Raw genomic sequence first — 16,089 nt, 5'->3', positions numbered from 1 at the left:
ATGCTGACGCAACGGATCAGGATCCAGGTGATCGCCTTCGTGATCATCTCGCTGGCAGTCACGACCTACCTCGGCGCCCGGTACGTCGGCATCAACCTGACCGGCTCCGGCTACGACGTCACGGTCGAGCTCCCCGACGCGGGTGGAGCGTTCGAGAACGCCGAGGTCACCTACCGCGGCGTCCCGGTCGGCCGGGTCAAGGAGCTGACCGCGACCGCCTCCGGCGCCGACCTCCGGGTGCACATCGACGGCGACGCGCCGGCGATCCCGGCGGACGCATCGGTGCGCGTCGTGAACCGGTCGGCGATCGGCGAGCAATTCCTCGACCTGCGCCCGGATTCCTCGGACGGCCCGCAGCTGAAGGCCGGCGACACGATCCGCGGCGGTGCCAGCTCGTTGCCGCCGACCGTGGACCGGGTGATCCGTTCCGCGAGCTCGTTCGTCGCCTCGGTTCCCGAAGACGCGTTGAGGACGGTGATCGACGAGTCCTACGAAGCGTCTCGCGGTGCGGGCGGGGCCTTCGGCCAGCTGATCGACACCAGCCGGGAGTACGCGCGCCTCGCCGACAAGAACCTGCTCGTCACGGTCGGCCTGATCGAGAGCTCGCAGCGGGTGCTCGCCACCCAGCAGGCGTCGTCGGCGAGCATCCTCGGGTACAGCCGGGACCTGGCACTGATCGCCCGGACGCTGCACGACTCGGACGGCGACCTGCGCCGGCTGATCGGGGTAGCGCCGGCAGCGGCCCAGGAGATCGACCGGCTCTTCACCGAGGTGGGGGTACCGCTCGGCATCCTGATGAGCAACCTGGTCTCGACCGCGGAGGTCTTCGGCACCAACGCGGCCGGCCTGGAGGACGCGATGATCCGGATGCCGCAGGCGATGAGCGTGGGCTGGGCGATCACCAACTCCCAGGGAGCCAGCTTCGGTCTCGCCCAGAACTACTTCGACCCGTTGCCGTGCACGACCGGGTACGCAGCTACCCAGCGGCGCCCGGGACTGGACACCGGTCCCGGCAGGCCGTTCAACCTGCGCGCCGGGTGCACGCTCTCGCCGTCCACCGGCGTGAACGTCCGCGGACCGCAGAGCGTGCTCCGCAGGCCGGCCGCCCGGACCACGCCTCGGGTCACCTCGGCGGACTCGCTCGCCGATCTGTACGGGGGCGGCCGATGAGCGGACGACGGTCCAAGGCCGGGTCGGGGGTCAGCTCGGCGACGATGTTGCGCTACCTGCCTGCCCTGTCGCCCCCGGCGCGGCCGCGCCGACGGGTGCTGGTGTCGTGGACCGCCGCGCTGCTGGTCGCCGCCGCCCTGGCCGGCTCCGGCGGGGTGGCCTGGTGGCGGGCGGCGCACGACGAGCGTGCCGAGACCGCCGGTCGGCGTGACGCGGTGGTGATCGCGGCGACCCGGGCGATCGAGACGATGAACACCCTGGACTACCGCAAGGTGGAGGACGGGTTGGAGGCCTGGTCGGCAACGACCACCGGCACCCTGCACGACCAGCTCCAGCAGGTGGGGAAGGAAGACCAGGCCCTGCTCGCGCAGCAGAAGAAGGTCTCCACCGGAAAGGTCGTGGGCCTGGCCGTGGTAGATCTCGGGACCACCACGGCAACGGTCGTCGCTTCCGTCCAGGTGACCGTTCGCGACGGTGTGGACGCGGCTGCCGAGCCGACGGTCAAGCGGAACCGCTTCACGGCGGACCTGGTCCGCGTCGGCGGCACCTGGAAGCTGGAAAGCCTGCAGCAAGTAGCGGTGCACCTGTGAGGGGCCGCATCCTTCGGGTGATCGCCGCGACGGTCGTCGTCACGCTGGTCGTGCTCGGGGTCGCCGGCTGGACCCGGGCGATCAGCTTGCGCCACGACTCGCCGGCAAGCAATGCCGCACTGGTCGACGCCGGTCGCACCGAGGAGCTGGTCACGGCGATCTCCCAATCCCTGACCCAGGTGCTGAGCTACGACTACCAGGATCCGGGTCTCACGAACGCCGCCGCGGACCGGGTGCTCACCGGACCGGCCCGCGACGAGCACACGACGCTCTTCGAGGAGCTCCGGAAGAAGGCACCCGGCCAGAAGCTGGTGCTCAGCGCCGAGATCCAGGCCGCCGGAGTCGTCACGCTCTCCGGAGACCGTGCCACCGTCCTGGTCTTCCTGGATCAGTCGAGCCTGCGGGCCGGCGACAAGGAGGCGACCGTCTCGGCCGCCCAGCTCTCGGTGTCGGCGGTTCGGGTCGACGGTGCGTGGAAGATCTCGGGACTGCGCCCGCTCTAGCCACGGGCCAGGAACGTCCGCACCGCGTCGAGCGTGTCGACGTCTCCAGGTGCCTTGTCGTCGCGGTACCGCAGCACCCGGGCAAACCGCAGTGCTACACCCCCGGGGTAGCGCGTCGACCGCTGGACCCCGTCGAAGGCGATCTCGACGACCTGCTCCGGTCGTACCGTCACGACGTACCCGTCGTCCTCGACCTGCAGGGCACGGAACCGCTCGGTCTGCCAGGCGAGCATCTCGTCGGTCATGCCCTTGAAGGTCTTGCCCAGCATCACGAAGCCCTGCCCGTCACGCGCGCCGAGGTGGATGTTGGAGAGCGTTCCGCGACGTCGCCCCGACCCGTGCTCGACCGCCAGGACCACCAGGTCGAGGGTGTGCCGGGGCTTCACCTTCACCCAGGCCGCGCCTCGGCGGCCAGCGGCGTACGGGGCCGTGGGGTCCTTGAGGATCACGCCTTCCTGACCGTCGCCGACGACGCTCGCGAAGAAGGCCGTCGCCTCGTCGACCTCCGTCGTCACCAGCCGTCGGGTGCGCATCGATTCCGGGACGAGCTCGTCGAGCCGTTCCCAGCGCAGGGTCCCGGGCGATTCGATCAGCGACTCACCGTCGTGGGCGAGCAGGTCGAAGAAGAACGGCTGAGCACTGACCCCTCCGGACGATGCTGTTTCGGACGCGGTCTCCTGGAACGGACGCGGGCGCCCGTCGGCTTCCACCAGGAGCGCCTCGCCGTCGAGGATCAGGGACGTTGCCGCGAGCGCGCGCACGGCCTGGACGACGCCCGGAAGCCGGTCCGAGATCTCGTCGAGGCTGCGGGTGAAGACGAGCACGTCGTCCCCGTCCTTGTGCGCCTGGATCCGGATGCCGTCGAGCTTGGTGTCGACGACGACCGCACCAGCGCCGGCGAGCGGGGCGAATCCCTCCGGCACTCCGGGGGCCGACGAGGCCAGCATCGGTCGGACCGGGCGGCCGACGACCAACGTGAACTCCGCCAGGGCTTCGACGCCACCGGTCAGCGCCGCCACCGCGATCGGTCCGGTCGGTGCGCTGAACATGGCGGCCCGGCGTACGGCAGCGAGAGGGACGTCGGCCGCAACGGCGATCGCGTCCAGCATCACCGAGTCGAGGGCGCCCTGACGGATGCCGCCGGTGATCAGTGCGCAGAGGTAGGCCTGCTCGTCGGCGGCAAGGGTCGCGAAGAGGGCCTCGACCTGAACCTTGCGCTCGCCGCCCGATCCGGGCCCTGCGAGCTCGGAGACGGCGGTCAGGCGCTGGTCGATCTCCGTGAGTGAGAGCGACGGGGCGACGGCCGGTTCCGGCAGCTCGGCGAGGCTGCGCCAGCCGACGCCGGTACGGCGCTGCCGCAGCGTCCCGGACAGGTAGGTGGCGGCCAGGTCGATCTCGGTCGGCGGCGCGCTCACGAGGAGGTCGGCCAGGAGCGCCCGCTTCTCCAACCGTGAACGGGTCGCCGCTACGGCCGCGGAGGTCCGGGCAAGGTCGGCGAGAAGCATGACGCCATCCTGCCCGTTCGCACCGACAGCGCCACAACCCCGACTCAACACGCCACAAGGGGCTATTGAACGGACGAGAAGGGCCTGCTCAACGACCAGACGGGCCCACTCAACGGGAGTGGGATTAGGTTGACGGGGTGACGAACCCCCAGACGCGGGCCTGGCGGCCGGAGTGGCCGTGCCCGGTGGGGGCGATCCTCGGGGTGCACCGCCGCGGCGCTGGCGACCCGACGTACCGGGTCGGACGGGACGGCTCGCACGCGCGCGCCCTCCGCACGCCGGAGGGGCCGGCGACGCTTCAGGTGCAGCCGCTGGATCCGCAGGGCGTCGTGGTCGCGACGGCCTGGGGGACCGGGGCGGCCTGGGCGCTCGACGTACTGCCGCGGATGCTCGGCGCCGACGACGACGTCGCCGGGTTCGAGCCGCGCCACGAGGTGATCGCGGCCGCCTGGCGACGGCACCCGCACTGGCGCCTGGGCGCGACCGGCCTGGTGCTGGAGTCCTTGGTGCCGACCGTGATCGAGCAGAAGGTCACCGGGCAGGAGGCGTTCGCCGCGTTCCGCCGCCTGGTGCGCCGGTTCGGCGAGCCGGCGCCCGGACCGCTCGACCTGATGCTCCAGCCGGCTCCGGCGACGATCCGGACGATCCCGTCCTGGGAGTGGTTGCGGCTGCCGATCGACGGCGGACGGTCACGCCCGTTGCTGGCGGCGGTTCGGGTGGCCGACGCGCTGGAGCGAGCCGGGGGAGGGGCGCTCGACGACTTCGACCGCAAGCTGCGCAGCATCCCGGGTCTCGGCGTCTGGACCAGCGCGGAGGTGCGCGCGACGGCGCTCGGTGACGCGGACGCGGTGAGCTTCGGCGACTACCACGTCGCCAAGGACATCGGCTGGGCGCTCACCGGCGAGGCGGTCGACGACGACGCGCTGGCCGAGCTGCTGGCGCCGTACGCACCGCACCGGCACCGGGTGCAGCACCTCGTCGAGACCGCTCAATTGGGAAGACCCCGGCGGGGGCCGCGGATGTCTCCGCGAACGCACCTGCCGGGGTCTTCCCGTTAGTTCGTGCTCAGGTCGTGATTAGCCGATCACGTAGCTGGCCGACACCGCGACCTGGATGTCCGCGCCGATCGGCAGCCCGAACCGCTTGGTCGACAGGATGATCCGCAGACCAACGATGCTGGAGTAGCCCGGCTGGACGTTCTGCTGGTTGATCCAGACCTGGCCGACGTTGAAGACGTTGATCAGGGTGTTCGGCTTGACGTTGATCGGGATCTTCTTGCCCGCGATCACGAGGTTCACGAAGTTCAGCTGAGCCTCGGAGACGTTGTCACCGGTCGTCTTGCGGACGTGGGTGGTGACACCGACCGCGTCGGCCTTGATGATGCCGCCGAGCAGGTTGATCTTGGCGAGCTGCGCGCCGGTCGCGACGTCGGCGAAGCCGGGCACCGTGCTGGCGTTGACCGAGGTCTGCACCGCTCCGACGACCGCGATCTTCGGGATGTTCACGCCCGCGATCTCGTTCGTGTACGGCGTGCCCTGGGTGCCGTTCGACGGCAGGCTCACCATGCCGGTCGGCTGGGCGAGCACCTTGATGCTGTCGCCGGCACCGATGCCGATGAAGGTGCCGTAGGCGAAGCCGCCGACGGGGAGCGCGTCGCTCGGTCCGGTCGGGACGATCAGCGCCTGGGTCGGGTTCAGCTTGATCTCGGCCCCGGCCGGCGCGGCACCCTGCTTCTTCAGCAGCGTGATGTGCAGCGCGTTACCGATGGTCCGGACCGTCTTGCCGGGCACCGACTTGGTCACCGTCGACTCGTTGATGACGACCTCGGCCAGGCCGGGGATGGTGATCTTGGTGTTCGCCGGCAGGGTCAGCGGGTACGCCTTGCCGGCGATGGTCAGCCGGGCGAAGGTCGTCGAGGTGCCGCCGTCGAGGTCGGCTCCGGTCGAGGTGGCGTTGCTCGCGGTCACCCACGAGGCGCTCTCGATCGCGTCCACCTTGATGGCGCCGTTGAGCAGGTTGATCCCGGCGATCTTGGCGCTCGATGTCATCTTGACGCCGTTGCCGGCGAAGGACTCGGCCTGGTTGCCGGTGGTCACCGCGCCGACGCTGACGAGGCCGGCGACGTTGACGCCGGCGACACCGCTCTGGTTCGAGTTCGGCAGCACGCTGTCGGTCAGGTTCGACGTCGCCGTCAGGCCCGAGGAGATCATCGTGCCGAGCGCGTTGATCTGGGTACCGCCGGCGGTACCGGAGTAGGTCCAGACCTGGGTGGCGGCAGAGACCGGGGCAGCAGCGGCTGCGAGGGAGGCCGTGGCAACGAGCGCGGTAGCGCTCAGCACGGAGACGAGTCGGCGCACGAGGCACCTCCATGAGGAGAGAGATTGACGGGCTCGCCGAGACGACCCGAATGGGAGGAACCTGGATTATGTCACCGATTTCCGCCGTATCCGAAACTCGCCGACAAATTCCGTGTGATGTCTTCCGTTCTGTAAACGGCTGTGACAGTCTCCGTTACATTGCCGTCGTCGCTGGAGAGGATGTGCCGGATGCCGCACCTGACTGCTCCCACAGTCTCCGCGGCCCCTGCTGACGAACCTGGTCAGAAGTGGTCATTGCAGCGTCTTCGCGCGGCTTCCGACGGCGAGATCGGTGCTGCCTTCGGTGAGCTCGAGGCGCGGGAGCGCGGCGTACGGGCGGTGCTGGCGGCGCTGACCGGGACCGGCTGGGACGGGCCGGCCGGGACCGTCCGGTTCGTGGTGGCGCTGGAGTCCGGTGCCCGGGAGAGCTGGACTGTGCGGTTCGCCACTACCGGCGTGTCGTCGGTGCCGGGGGCCGATCCCGACGTCGAGCTGCGACTCGGGCTGGTGGACGTCGTCCGGTTGATGACCGGCGAGGCCGACGGTGCCCTGCTCCATCTCGCGGGCGGCCTGGAGGTGGTGGGGGACGAGAACCTGGTGCTCGCCCTCGGGTGTCACTTGCGGACAGCCGACACCGGCCGGCCGCTGATCGACCCGGCCGCGCTCGACCCGGTCGCAGTCTCGCGCGCCATCGCCGGCGCCCGCACCGAGCACCTGTCCTCGGTGATGGCCGGCGGCTTCCGGTCCCTGGTGCTGAGCGAGGTCTTCGGCCGGCTGCCGGAGTTCCTGATCGAGGAGAAGGCGGCCGGTGTCCGGGTCGCGATCGCCTTCGCGATCGGCGGCCGCCGGGACGGCGGGACCGACCGGTACGTCGTCCGGATCCTCGACGGGGTCTGCACCGTCGAGGTCGACCCTGCGGGGGAGACGGCTGTCGACGCGACCCTGGTCCTCGAGGGCCACGAGTTCCTGCGTCTGGTGCTCGGCCATCTGAACCCGGTACGCGGTGTGCTCTCCGGTCAGCTCCGGGTCGAGGGCCAGGTGATCAAGGCGCTCGGGTTCAATTCGGTCATGCGGATCCCGGGATCCTGAGGTGGTTGCACGATGACAAATCTACTGGCACAGTTCGGCTGTCAAAATAGTGTGACCTGCGTAACTCCGCCGGGTCACCACCGTTGTGCAGGCATCACCGGACATCGACCGATCGTGGGGAGGCAGCGTTGAGTTCCTTGGCGGTCGCCGGCAGGTCCGGCTTCGAGTCGATGGTCGACCGGTCCCGCAAGGGTGTCGTCACCAGCGGAAACCTGGTGATCCTCGGCATCGAGGCTGTCGGCTTCATCGTGGTGGACATCGTCAAGCGCCGGTTCTCCTGGACCGAGTTCATGCTGCAGGCCTGGTTCATGACCCGGGTCTCGCTGCTGCCGACGATCCTGGTCGCGATCCCGTTCGGCGTGATCACCTCGGTGCAGATCGGCGCGGTTGCCAACCAGATCGGCGCCACCTCGTTCAGCGGCGCGGTCAACGGCATCGGCGTCCTGCGCCAGGGGGCACCCCTGGTCACCTCGCTGATGATCGCCGGTGCCGTCGGCTCGGCGATCTGCTCCGACCTCGGCGCCCGCACCGTCCGCGAGGAGATCGACGCGCTGAAAGTGATGGGGATATCCCCGGTCCAGCGCCTGGTGGCGCCGCGGGTGCTGGCCGCTCTGGTGGTGGCGCTCCTGCTCACCGTGATCGTCTCGATGGCCGCGATGATCACCGCCTTCATCATGAACGTCGGTGGCGGCAGCATCTCCGCGGGCGCCTATCTGGACTCGTTCGTCAGCTTCAGCCAGCCGACCGACTTCGCCCTGGCGGAGTTCAAGGCGCTCGTCTTCGGACTGATAGCGACGGTGGTCGCCTCGCACAAGGGGCTCGGTGCGTCCGGCGGTCCGAAGGGCGTCGCCGACGCAGTGAACCAGGCCGTGGTGCTGAGCGTGATCCTGCTCGCCGGTGCCAACGTCGCGATCACCCAGGCGTACGTGATGCTCGTTCCGCAGGGCGTCGCATGAGCGCCTCCGTCGAGCCGACCAGCCGTCCCCAGCTCTCCGACCGTCTGGTCGGTCTCGTCGACGCATTGATGAACGTGCTCGCTCAGGTCGGCGACTTCGCGACCTTCGCGGTCGGCACCATCGGTGCGATCCCGGCCACGATCTCGCGCTACCACAAGGAGGTCCTCCGTCAGCTGAAGGACATCGCCTGGGGCAGCGGCGCGATCATCGTCGGCGGCGGCACCATCGGCGTGATGATCCTGCTCGCGCTCTCCGCGGGTACCTCGCTCGGCATCGAGGGCTTCAACGGTCTCGAGATCGTCGGACTGGCGCCGCTGACCGGCTTCATCTCCGCGAGCGCCAACACCCGCGAGCTCGCGCCGCTGATCGCCGCCCTCGCCCTCGCCTCCCAGGTCGGCTGCCGGTTCACCGCCCAGCTCGGCTCGATGAAGATCTCCGAGGAGGTCGACGCGCTCGAGGTGATGGCGGTGGAGCCGATGCGCTACCTCGTCACCACCCGGGTGATCGCCACCTCGGTCGCGATCCTGCCGCTCTACCTGATCGGCCTGATCGGTTCGTACCTCGCCTCGGCGTTCTCGGTCGTGGTGATCTTCGGGCAGTCGCCGGGACAGTACGACCACTACTTCTCGACGTTCATCCAGGGCCGGGACGTCTTCTTCTCGGTGGTGAAGATCATCGTCTTCGCGATCGCGGTGACGTTGATGCACTGCTGGTACGGCATGCGCGCCTCCGGTGGCCCGCAGGCCGTCGGCGAAGCGACCGGGCGCGCGATCCGGGCCAGCATCGTCTCGGTCGTGCTGCTCGACATGGTGATGACGCTGCTCTTCTGGGGCGGCAACTCCGGCTTCCGGGTCTCGGGGTGATCCGGCATGGCTAAGGCACTGGTACGGCGCGAGCTCAAGCGCCAGGACTACGCCAAGCGCGGTCTGGTGACCGTGATGGCGGGAGCCGTCCTGCTCGGGCTGCTCTTCCTGCGGTCCAGCGGGACCTTCGGCGGCCCCGAGCACGTCAGCGCCCAGCTCGCCGACGCCGGCGGATCGCTGGGCAAGAGCGCCGACGTGAAGGTGCGCGGCGTGATCGTCGGGAAGGTCTCCGGGATCTCCCGCGGTTCCAACGGCGGCGTCCGGATCAAGATCGACATCCCCGGCGACAAGCTGGACATGGTCCCGGCCAACGTCGTCGCCCGGATCCTGCCGGCCACGGTGTTCGGTACGTCGTTCGTCGACCTGGCCATCCACGGCGCCCCGGCCAAGGACGGGTTGCGCGCCGGCGCGACGATCCCGGCCGACAGCACCCAGGGCACGCTCGAGCTGCAGCAGGCGCTCGACGACATCGACACCCTGGTCAAGGCGGTTGGCCCGGCCGAGCTCGCCTCCGCCATCGGGTCCGCCGCCCAGGCGCTCGACGGCCGCGGCGACCAGCTCGGCAAGACCATCGACCTGGCCAACAGCTACCTGGCCAAGCTGAACCCGAAGATGCCGCTGGTCCGCGAGAACCTGGGCAAGCTGGTCGAGAACCTGCAGCTCGCGGAGGAGGTCGCCCCGGACCTGCTCAAGGCGACCAACGACGCCCTGACCACGGCGCGGACCATCGTCGACCAGAAGGCGGCGCTGACCGCCGCGATCAGCGGAGGAACCGCGCTGTCCGACCAGGCGAACACCTTCCTGCGGGCGAACTCGCCATCGCTGATCCGGTTCATCCAGAACTCCGCGGTGCTGCTCGACGTCGTCTACACGAACCGGCAGGCCGGGATCACCGGCGCCGTGATGACCAACCGGATGCTCAACGCGAAGCTGAGCACGGTGATCACCGAGCACGGCTTCATCAACACGATCGCGTCGCTGTCCCTCAACGTGCCGCCATACTACAAGGCCGCGGACTGCCCGCAGTTCGGACCCGCCCGCGGTGACAACTGCCCCGGACTCGGCCGCGCCGGGGTCAGCTCGATGCTGGACGGTCGCGCCGCGACGCCGGACAGGAGCGCGCGATGATCGCCGGCTTCCGTTCCATCGTCATCAAGTTCACCGTGTTCGCGGTCGCGAGCGCCCTGCTCGGGCTACTGCTGGTGAACACGATGCTCAACGGCCTGAACGGCGACACCCGGACGTTCAAGGCCGACTTCGCCGACGTCGCCGGGCTGCGGGTCGGCGACGACATGCGCGTGGCCGGTGTCCGGATCGGCCGGGTCCAGGGGATCAAGATCACCGAGAAGGGCGTCCAGGTCACCTTCGACCTGGTCAAGCAGCAGCCGATCCTGGACAGCACCCGGATCGTGATGCGCTACCAGAACCTGCTCGGCCAGCGGTACCTCGCGCTGGTGCAGACCGGCGCGGAGGGGCAGCCGCTCGCCCCGGGCGCGACGGTCCCGCTGGCACGGACCAGTCCCGGGTTCGACCTCACCGAGCTCCTCAACGGATTCCGCCCGCTGTTCGAGGCGCTCCGCCCCGACGACGTGAATGCGCTGGCGACCTCGCTGGTCAAGGTCCTCCAGGGCGAGGGCGGCACCGTGGAGTCGCTGCTCTCCCAGACCGGCAAGCTGACCAACTTCCTGGCCGACCGCGACCAGGTGGTCGGCGAGGTCCTCGACAACCTCACCCCGGTGCTGACGAACATGGCCGGCCAGGGCACCGAGCTGCGCGCGACCGTGGTCGAGCTCCGGCAGCTGATGACCGGCCTGGCCGAGGACCGCAAGTCGATCGGAGCCTCCATCGACGGGATGAGCCAGCTGATCGGATCGACCTCGGCACTGCTGCGCGACATCAAGGTGCCGACGATCGCGGCGGTCAAGCGGTTCAACAAGGTGATGAGCCTGTTCCTGGCGAACAAGGACTCCTTCACCGCGGCGATCAAGTCCTTCGGCTCGACGCTCGCCGCCCTCGGGCGGGCCAGCTCGTACGAGAGCGCGGTCAACATCTACCTCTGCTCCTCGGTGATCATGGTCGGCCCGCTCAAGATCAACCTGAACGGCAGCAACAACGGACCCTGGTCGGAGGTGTGCCGATGAAGCTCACGGAGACAGCGACCTGGGACCCGTTCAAGATCGGGATCGGTGCCGTCGTCGCCGCCGGCCTGGTGGCGGTGCTGGTGGTGCTGAGCACGTTCGTCTCGTTCGGCGCGAACACCTACCACGCGGTGCTGGCGCAGACCGCGGGCCTGCGGGTCGGCGAGGACGTCGAGGTGTACGGCGTACCGGTCGGTCAGATCAAGGGCATCGAGCTGGACGGCGACAAGGTCCGGGTCGAGTTCACCGTCGACTCCGACGTGAAGGTCGGCCGGGACAGCAGCGCGTCGGTGAAGGTCGCCACCCTCCTCGGCACGCACTACCTGGCCGTCGTACCGGCAGGCAGTGGTCGGATCGACACGATCCCGCTGTCGCGGACCTCGGTGCCGTTCAACCTCCAGGACGTCCTCGAGAAGGGCACCGGGAACCTCCAGAAGCTCGACCCCGTGGTGCTGGCGAAGGCGCTGACCGAGACCAGCAAGACGCTGACCGCGACCAGCCAGAACATCGGCCCGGCGCTGACCGGGATCGCCCGGCTCTCCGAGGCCGTCGAGAAGCGCAGCGACCAAACGGGCGCGCTGCTCACCGCGGCCCGGAGCGTGACCGACCAGCTCTCGGCGAGCAGTACCGACATCGTGGCGCTGATGCGGCAGTCGAACCTGGTCATCTCCGAGATCACCTCGCGGCGGGCGGCGATCCACACCCTGCTCACCGAGACCACGACGCTGGCCGACAACCTCGGCAGGATCATCGAGGGGACCAAGGCCGACATGGCTCCGGCGATCCGCAAGCTCAACACCGTGGTGCAGACGCTCCGGGACCAGGACGCGACCCTGAAGGAAGTGCTGGACTCGATGGCACCCACCGTGCGGTACCTGGCCAACGCCACCGGCAACGGTCCGTGGGGCGACCTGTGGCTGAAGGATCCGGCGATCCCGGCGGACGACCTGAAGTGCAAGCTGGGGGGCTGCAAGTGAAGAAGCTGACGAGCCTCGCGCTGCTGCTGGCCATGCTGTTCGGATTCTCCGGCTGCACCCCGGTGGGCGGCGGCGGCAGCATCAAGATCACCGCCCTGATGAGCGACTCCGCCGGTCTCTTCGTCGGCAACGACGTCGGCATCCTCGGCGTCACCGTCGGCAAGGTCACCGCGATCGAGCCCGACGGCACCCGGGTCCGGGTGGTCATGAAGATCGACGCCGATCAGGCCGTCCCCGCCGACGCCGGTGCGGTCGTGGTCGCCCGGTCGGTCGCCACCGACCGGTACGTCGAGCTGACCCCGGTCTTCCACGGCGGCAAGAAGATGGCCGACGGCGCGGTGATCGAGCAGTCGCAGACCCGGACGCCGGTCGACTTCGACGACGTGCTCGGCGCCCTGAACACCTTCGCCACCGGGATCGCGGGCACCAAGGAGACCCGGAACGCGATCCGGAACATCCTGAAGTCCGGTTCCGAGGCGCTCGACGGCAAGGGTGAGGACTTCAACCGGGCGGTCACCGCGCTCGGCGCGGCCGTCGACTCGATCTCCGGCCAGCGCGGGAACATCACCGGGACGGTGAAGTCGCTCGACACCCTGACCGGGACGATCGCGGAGAACCAGGAGCTGGTCCGGACCTTCATCACGCAGGTCAGCAAGGCCAGTGACCTCCTCGCCGACGAGCGGGCGAACTTCCAGTCCTCGCTCCGGTCCCTGAGCAGCGCGGTGGCCCTGGTGGCCGACTTCGCGCACACCAACCGGCAGCAGCTGACGACGACGCTGTCGAGGAGCACCGACCTGCTGAAGTCCCTGCTGACCAAGCGGGACCGCCTCACCGAGATCCTCCGGGTGATGCCGCTGACGCTGCAGAACCTGAAGGGCCTCTACCACGACGGCAGCCTGCGGGTCCGGCTGGATCCGCTGGTGATCACGCCGATCGGCGGCCTCGTGAACACGCTCTGCAACTCGCTGCCGACCGACATCTGTGCAGCGTTCGGGCCGTCGCTGCTGAACCTGCAGAACCTCCTCCAGCTGCTGGGAGTCGGCAAGTGAGCGCCCGGACGTCGAAGGTCGGCACCGCGGTCGTCGCCGCGGCCGGACTGGTGCTGGTGACCGGCTGCGGCCCGACGATGCGCGACCTGCCGCTGCCCGGCTCGGGTGTCAGCGGCGACACCATCACGATCAAGGTCCAGTTCGACGAGGCGCTGAACCTGGCCCAGGGCGCCGCCGTGAAGGTCAACGGCGTCGACTCCGGCAAGGTGCAGAAGGTCACGACCAAGGACTTCAAGGCGATCGCCACGCTCAAGGTGCGCACCTCGGCGCAACTGCGCAGCGACGCCTCCGCCCGGCTCCGCTACACCACGCCGCTGGGTGAGCTGTTCGTCGACGTGAGCAACCCGGCTCGGGGTGCTCTGGCCGCAGACGGTCAGACCCTCGACCCGAAGAAGGCCAGTACGGCGCCGACCGTCGAGGACGCGCTCGCCTCGGCATCGCTGCTGGTGAACGGGGGCGGGCTCAACCAGCTGCAGACGGTCACCGATCAGCTCAACAAGGCGATCGGCGGCCGCGAGGGCACGGTGCGCGAGCTGCTCGACCGGTCGAACACGTTCCTCGCCGAGGCCAACGCCACCACCGGGGACATCGACCGGGCCCTGAACGCGCTCGCCGGGGTGTCCCGGATCCTCAAGGAGAACGAGAGCACGATCAACGCCGCGATGAAGGACATCCGGCCGGCCGCGAGGGTGCTGCGGGAGAACACGCCCGGGTTCACCAAGCTCCTCGCCAAGCTGGTCGAGTTCTCGGACGCGGCGAACACCGTCGTCGGCCAGACCCGTGCGCAGACCCTGCAGATGGTGAAGCAGGTCACCCCGGTTCTGGACGAGTTCCTCAGCGTGAGCGCCGACCTAGGTCCGTCGTTCAAGGACCTGGTGCACGTCGGGAAGCTGCTCAACCAGGCCATCCCGGGCGACTACGCCAACATGTTCCTGATCCTCCGTCTCGACGGCTCCGAGATGCCCGACTTCCTCGGGCCCGGCGGCGGCGGCAGCACCGGATCACCGGGCGGCCTGCTCGGCGGGATCCTCGACGGCCTCAACGGCGTCCTCGGCGGCAAGAAGCCGACCAAGGCGACCCCGTCGACCACCGGCGGCGTCGGCGGGCTGCTGTCCTCGCTGCTCGGCGGTGGCGCCAAGAAGCCGGCAGCAACGGCACCGGCGGAGAAGCCGACGTTGTTCGACCTGCTCGGGGGTGACCGATGAACGTCGCCGCGCTGCTCCGCGACCGGCTCTGGCAGAGCCTGTTCGGCGTCCTGATCGTGCTGGTGCTGACCGTTGCCTACCTCTTCAACTCGGTGCTGGACACCCCGCTGATCCGGGGGACCAAGACCGTCAAGGTCGAGATGGCCTCGACCGGCGGGCTCTTCGAGGGCTCGGCGGTGACGTATCGCGGCATCAAGGTCGGCAAGGTGCGCACGATCGAGCTCTCCGCGACTGGGGTCGTGGCGACCGTGGTGATCACCGCGGACGACGACATCCCGGTCAAGTCGGTCGCCAAGGTGCGGAGCCTCTCGCCGGTGGGCGAGCAGTACCTGGACTTCCAGCCGAGCACCCGCTCGGGGCCGTACCTCAAGGACGGGTCCGTCGTTCCGGCGACCGCGACCGATCTGCCGAAGACCCTGGCCTCGACGGTGATCGCGGTCAACAAGGTGCTCGACCAGGTCGACGCCGGTCAGCTGCACACCCTGCTCACCGAGCTCAGCACCGGTCTCGCCGGGACCGGAGGCGACCTCGGCAAGCTGGTCGACCAGGGTCAGGTGCTGCTCACCGACCTCGACCGGTTGTGGCCGGAGACGGAGCGGCTGCTCACCAACGGCAGCACCGTCCTCGACATCGGTACGTCGAAGGCCGCCGACATCCGCCAGCTGGCGGTGTCCTCGAAGCAGTTCGCCGCGTTCCTGAAGAACTACGACCCGGAGCTGCGCCGCCAGCTCAAGCAGGCGCCTGCGCAGATCGATCAGCTCCGGGCGCTGGTCCAGGACGCGTCGCGGATCCTGCCCGCGTTCCTGGGGCAGGCGCTGACGTTCTCCGACCTGTTCCGGTCCTACGCCCCGCACCTGAGCGCGATCCTGACCGGCTACGCCTCCGGGCTCGGCGTCCTGGGCAAGGCGGTCAAGGACGGCCAGCTGCTGATCACCGGCATCCCGCAGCGGCCGACCAAGTGCATCTACGACACGCCGCGCCGCGACCCGATGAACCCGGTACGCCGGCCGCTGGTCGACACCGCCCGGTGCCCCGACGGCACCAAGAACCTCCAGCGCGGCGCTGACCACGCCCCGGGCCCGGTCAGGTGAGCTCCGAGGCATCGAGCGCAGCAGAGGATCCCGACCTCGACCCGGTCGACAAGCTGAAGCAGTGGCGGCAGATCTCGGCCGTCCTCGCGGTGCTGCTGGTCGGATCGGTGATCACGCTGATGTTCCTGATCCGCTCCGCGGAGAACGACGAGCCGACCAGCGGCGGGAGCAGTGCTCAGGTGCTCCGGGCGGCCGAGAAGGCGGCGGACGCGGCCGCGCGGCAAGCGGCCGTGTCGCTGACGACGTACGACTACGCGAGCCTGGAGGAGGACTTCTCCTGGGCCGAGACGGCGGGGACGGCGAAGTTCCAGGACCAGTACGCCGAGGTGAGCGCGCCGATCCGCGAACTGGTCACCGAGACCAGGGCGCACGCCGAGGGAACGGTGGTCGACTCGGCCGCCCGCGCGGTCGACGCCGACCACGTGACCGTGCTGCTCTTCGTCGACCAGACGCTGACCAGCAAGGGGAGCGACCGGCCCACCCTGGATCAGCCGCGGTTGACGATGATGATGGTGCGCGAGGACGGCCGCTGGCTGCTCGACGAGGTCAAGCTCAGCAACCTGACCAGCAACTGACCCTCGGGCACGTCCAGGCGT

At 69.4% G+C, this 16,089-nt stretch carries 16 protein-coding genes; 14 read left to right on the top strand and 2 right to left on the bottom strand.

Going from position 1 to position 16,089, the window contains the following annotated elements; genetic code table 11:
• The 3 genes from EFK50_RS02250 to EFK50_RS22030 are packed head-to-tail and all read left to right on the top strand — an operon-like array spanning position 1 to position 2,263.
• A complete protein-coding gene (locus EFK50_RS02250; protein WP_123225936.1) occupies positions 1-1,170 on the top strand; it encodes an MlaD family protein in 1,170 nt (389 codons plus the stop codon).
• Complete coding sequence (locus EFK50_RS22035; protein WP_183407660.1) at positions 1,167-1,760, top strand: hypothetical protein; 594 nt, start codon at positions 1,167-1,169, stop codon at positions 1,758-1,760. The genes EFK50_RS02250 and EFK50_RS22035 overlap by 4 nt, the downstream gene beginning before the upstream one ends.
• A complete protein-coding gene (locus EFK50_RS22030; RefSeq protein ID WP_183407659.1) occupies positions 1,757-2,263 on the top strand; it encodes a nuclear transport factor 2 family protein in 507 nt (168 codons plus the stop codon). Before EFK50_RS22035 ends, EFK50_RS22030 begins: the two co-directional genes overlap by 4 nt.
• On the opposite strand, the gene EFK50_RS02240 is transcribed toward EFK50_RS22030, so the two are convergent.
• Positions 2,260-3,768: an ATP-dependent DNA ligase gene (locus tag EFK50_RS02240; RefSeq protein ID WP_123225934.1), complete on the bottom strand. Its 1,509-nt coding sequence runs from the start codon at positions 3,766-3,768 to the stop codon at positions 2,260-2,262. The genes EFK50_RS22030 and EFK50_RS02240 overlap by 4 nt on opposite strands.
• A 137-nt stretch (positions 3,769-3,905) precedes the next feature.
• Between EFK50_RS02240 and EFK50_RS02235 the strand changes: the two genes are divergently transcribed.
• Positions 3,906-4,826 carry a DNA-3-methyladenine glycosylase family protein gene (locus EFK50_RS02235; protein WP_123225933.1) on the top strand — a complete coding sequence of 307 codons (921 nt, stop codon included), beginning with the start codon at positions 3,906-3,908 and terminating at the stop codon, positions 4,824-4,826.
• Between the two features lie 18 nt (positions 4,827-4,844).
• Here EFK50_RS02235 and EFK50_RS02230 read toward each other — a convergent pair whose 3' ends face one another.
• Positions 4,845-6,125 carry a choice-of-anchor P family protein gene (locus tag EFK50_RS02230; protein WP_123225932.1) on the bottom strand — a complete coding sequence of 427 codons (1,281 nt, stop codon included), beginning with the start codon at positions 6,123-6,125 and terminating at the stop codon, positions 4,845-4,847.
• A gap of 255 nt (positions 6,126-6,380) precedes the next feature.
• Here EFK50_RS02230 and EFK50_RS02225 point away from each other — a divergent pair, with 255 nt between their 5' ends.
• The 10 genes from EFK50_RS02225 (at position 6,381) to EFK50_RS02180 (ending at position 16,068) form a co-directional block, all read left to right on the top strand.
• On the top strand, positions 6,381-7,214 hold the full coding sequence (locus EFK50_RS02225) for an SCP2 sterol-binding domain-containing protein (protein WP_183407658.1): 834 nt from the start codon (positions 6,381-6,383) through the stop codon (positions 7,212-7,214).
• Between the two features lie 128 nt (positions 7,215-7,342).
• On the top strand, positions 7,343-8,170 hold the full coding sequence (locus EFK50_RS02220; RefSeq protein ID WP_246003992.1) for an MlaE family ABC transporter permease: 828 nt from the start codon (positions 7,343-7,345) through the stop codon (positions 8,168-8,170).
• Positions 8,167-9,033: an MlaE family ABC transporter permease gene (locus EFK50_RS02215; RefSeq protein WP_123225930.1), complete on the top strand. Its 867-nt coding sequence runs from the start codon at positions 8,167-8,169 to the stop codon at positions 9,031-9,033. Before EFK50_RS02220 ends, EFK50_RS02215 begins: the two co-directional genes overlap by 4 nt.
• 6 nt (positions 9,034-9,039) lie before the next feature.
• On the top strand, positions 9,040-10,161 hold the full coding sequence (locus EFK50_RS02210) for an MCE family protein (protein ID WP_123225929.1): 1,122 nt from the start codon (positions 9,040-9,042) through the stop codon (positions 10,159-10,161).
• Positions 10,158-11,174: an MCE family protein gene (locus EFK50_RS02205; RefSeq protein WP_123225928.1), complete on the top strand. Its 1,017-nt coding sequence runs from the start codon at positions 10,158-10,160 to the stop codon at positions 11,172-11,174. Before EFK50_RS02210 ends, EFK50_RS02205 begins: the two co-directional genes overlap by 4 nt.
• Positions 11,171-12,148, top strand: a complete 978-nt coding sequence (locus EFK50_RS02200) for an MCE family protein (RefSeq protein ID WP_148046022.1) — start codon at positions 11,171-11,173, stop codon at positions 12,146-12,148. The genes EFK50_RS02205 and EFK50_RS02200 overlap by 4 nt, the downstream gene beginning before the upstream one ends.
• Positions 12,145-13,197 (top strand): MCE family protein, encoded by a 1,053-nt coding sequence (locus EFK50_RS02195; protein ID WP_123225926.1) that lies wholly within the window; start codon positions 12,145-12,147, stop codon positions 13,195-13,197. The genes EFK50_RS02200 and EFK50_RS02195 overlap by 4 nt, the downstream gene beginning before the upstream one ends.
• Complete coding sequence (locus EFK50_RS02190; RefSeq protein WP_123225925.1) at positions 13,194-14,402, top strand: MCE family protein; 1,209 nt, start codon at positions 13,194-13,196, stop codon at positions 14,400-14,402. The genes EFK50_RS02195 and EFK50_RS02190 overlap by 4 nt, the downstream gene beginning before the upstream one ends.
• On the top strand, positions 14,399-15,493 hold the full coding sequence (locus tag EFK50_RS02185) for an MCE family protein (protein WP_123225924.1): 1,095 nt from the start codon (positions 14,399-14,401) through the stop codon (positions 15,491-15,493). Before EFK50_RS02190 ends, EFK50_RS02185 begins: the two co-directional genes overlap by 4 nt.
• Positions 15,490-16,068 (top strand): hypothetical protein, encoded by a 579-nt coding sequence (locus EFK50_RS02180; protein ID WP_123225923.1) that lies wholly within the window; start codon positions 15,490-15,492, stop codon positions 16,066-16,068. Before EFK50_RS02185 ends, EFK50_RS02180 begins: the two co-directional genes overlap by 4 nt.
• Positions 16,069-16,089: the final 21 nt, after the last annotated feature.

Source organism: Nocardioides marmoriginsengisoli (assembly GCF_003725695.1).
Taxonomy (GTDB): domain Bacteria; phylum Actinomycetota; class Actinomycetes; order Propionibacteriales; family Nocardioidaceae; genus Marmoricola; species Marmoricola marmoriginsengisoli.
This window is presented reverse-complemented; position numbering and strand designations above follow the sequence as displayed.

What these genes read in the sequence shown, in the direction of transcription:
- EFK50_RS02215 (WP_123225930.1), top strand. Translation starts at nt 8,167, where the DNA reads ATGAGCGCCTCCGTCGAGCCGACCAGCCGTCCCCAGCTCTCCGACCGT.
- EFK50_RS02240 (WP_123225934.1), bottom strand. Translation starts at nt 3,768, where the DNA reads ATGCTTCTCGCCGACCTTGCCCGGACCTCCGCGGCCGTAGCGGCGACC.
- EFK50_RS02205 (WP_123225928.1), top strand. Translation starts at nt 10,158, where the DNA reads ATGATCGCCGGCTTCCGTTCCATCGTCATCAAGTTCACCGTGTTCGCG.
- EFK50_RS02250 (WP_123225936.1), top strand. Translation starts at nt 1, where the DNA reads ATGCTGACGCAACGGATCAGGATCCAGGTGATCGCCTTCGTGATCATC.
- EFK50_RS02185 (WP_123225924.1), top strand. Translation starts at nt 14,399, where the DNA reads ATGAACGTCGCCGCGCTGCTCCGCGACCGGCTCTGGCAGAGCCTGTTC.
- EFK50_RS02200 (WP_148046022.1), top strand. Translation starts at nt 11,171, where the DNA reads ATGAAGCTCACGGAGACAGCGACCTGGGACCCGTTCAAGATCGGGATC.
- EFK50_RS02210 (WP_123225929.1), top strand. Translation starts at nt 9,040, where the DNA reads ATGGCTAAGGCACTGGTACGGCGCGAGCTCAAGCGCCAGGACTACGCC.
- EFK50_RS22035 (WP_183407660.1), top strand. Translation starts at nt 1,167, where the DNA reads ATGAGCGGACGACGGTCCAAGGCCGGGTCGGGGGTCAGCTCGGCGACG.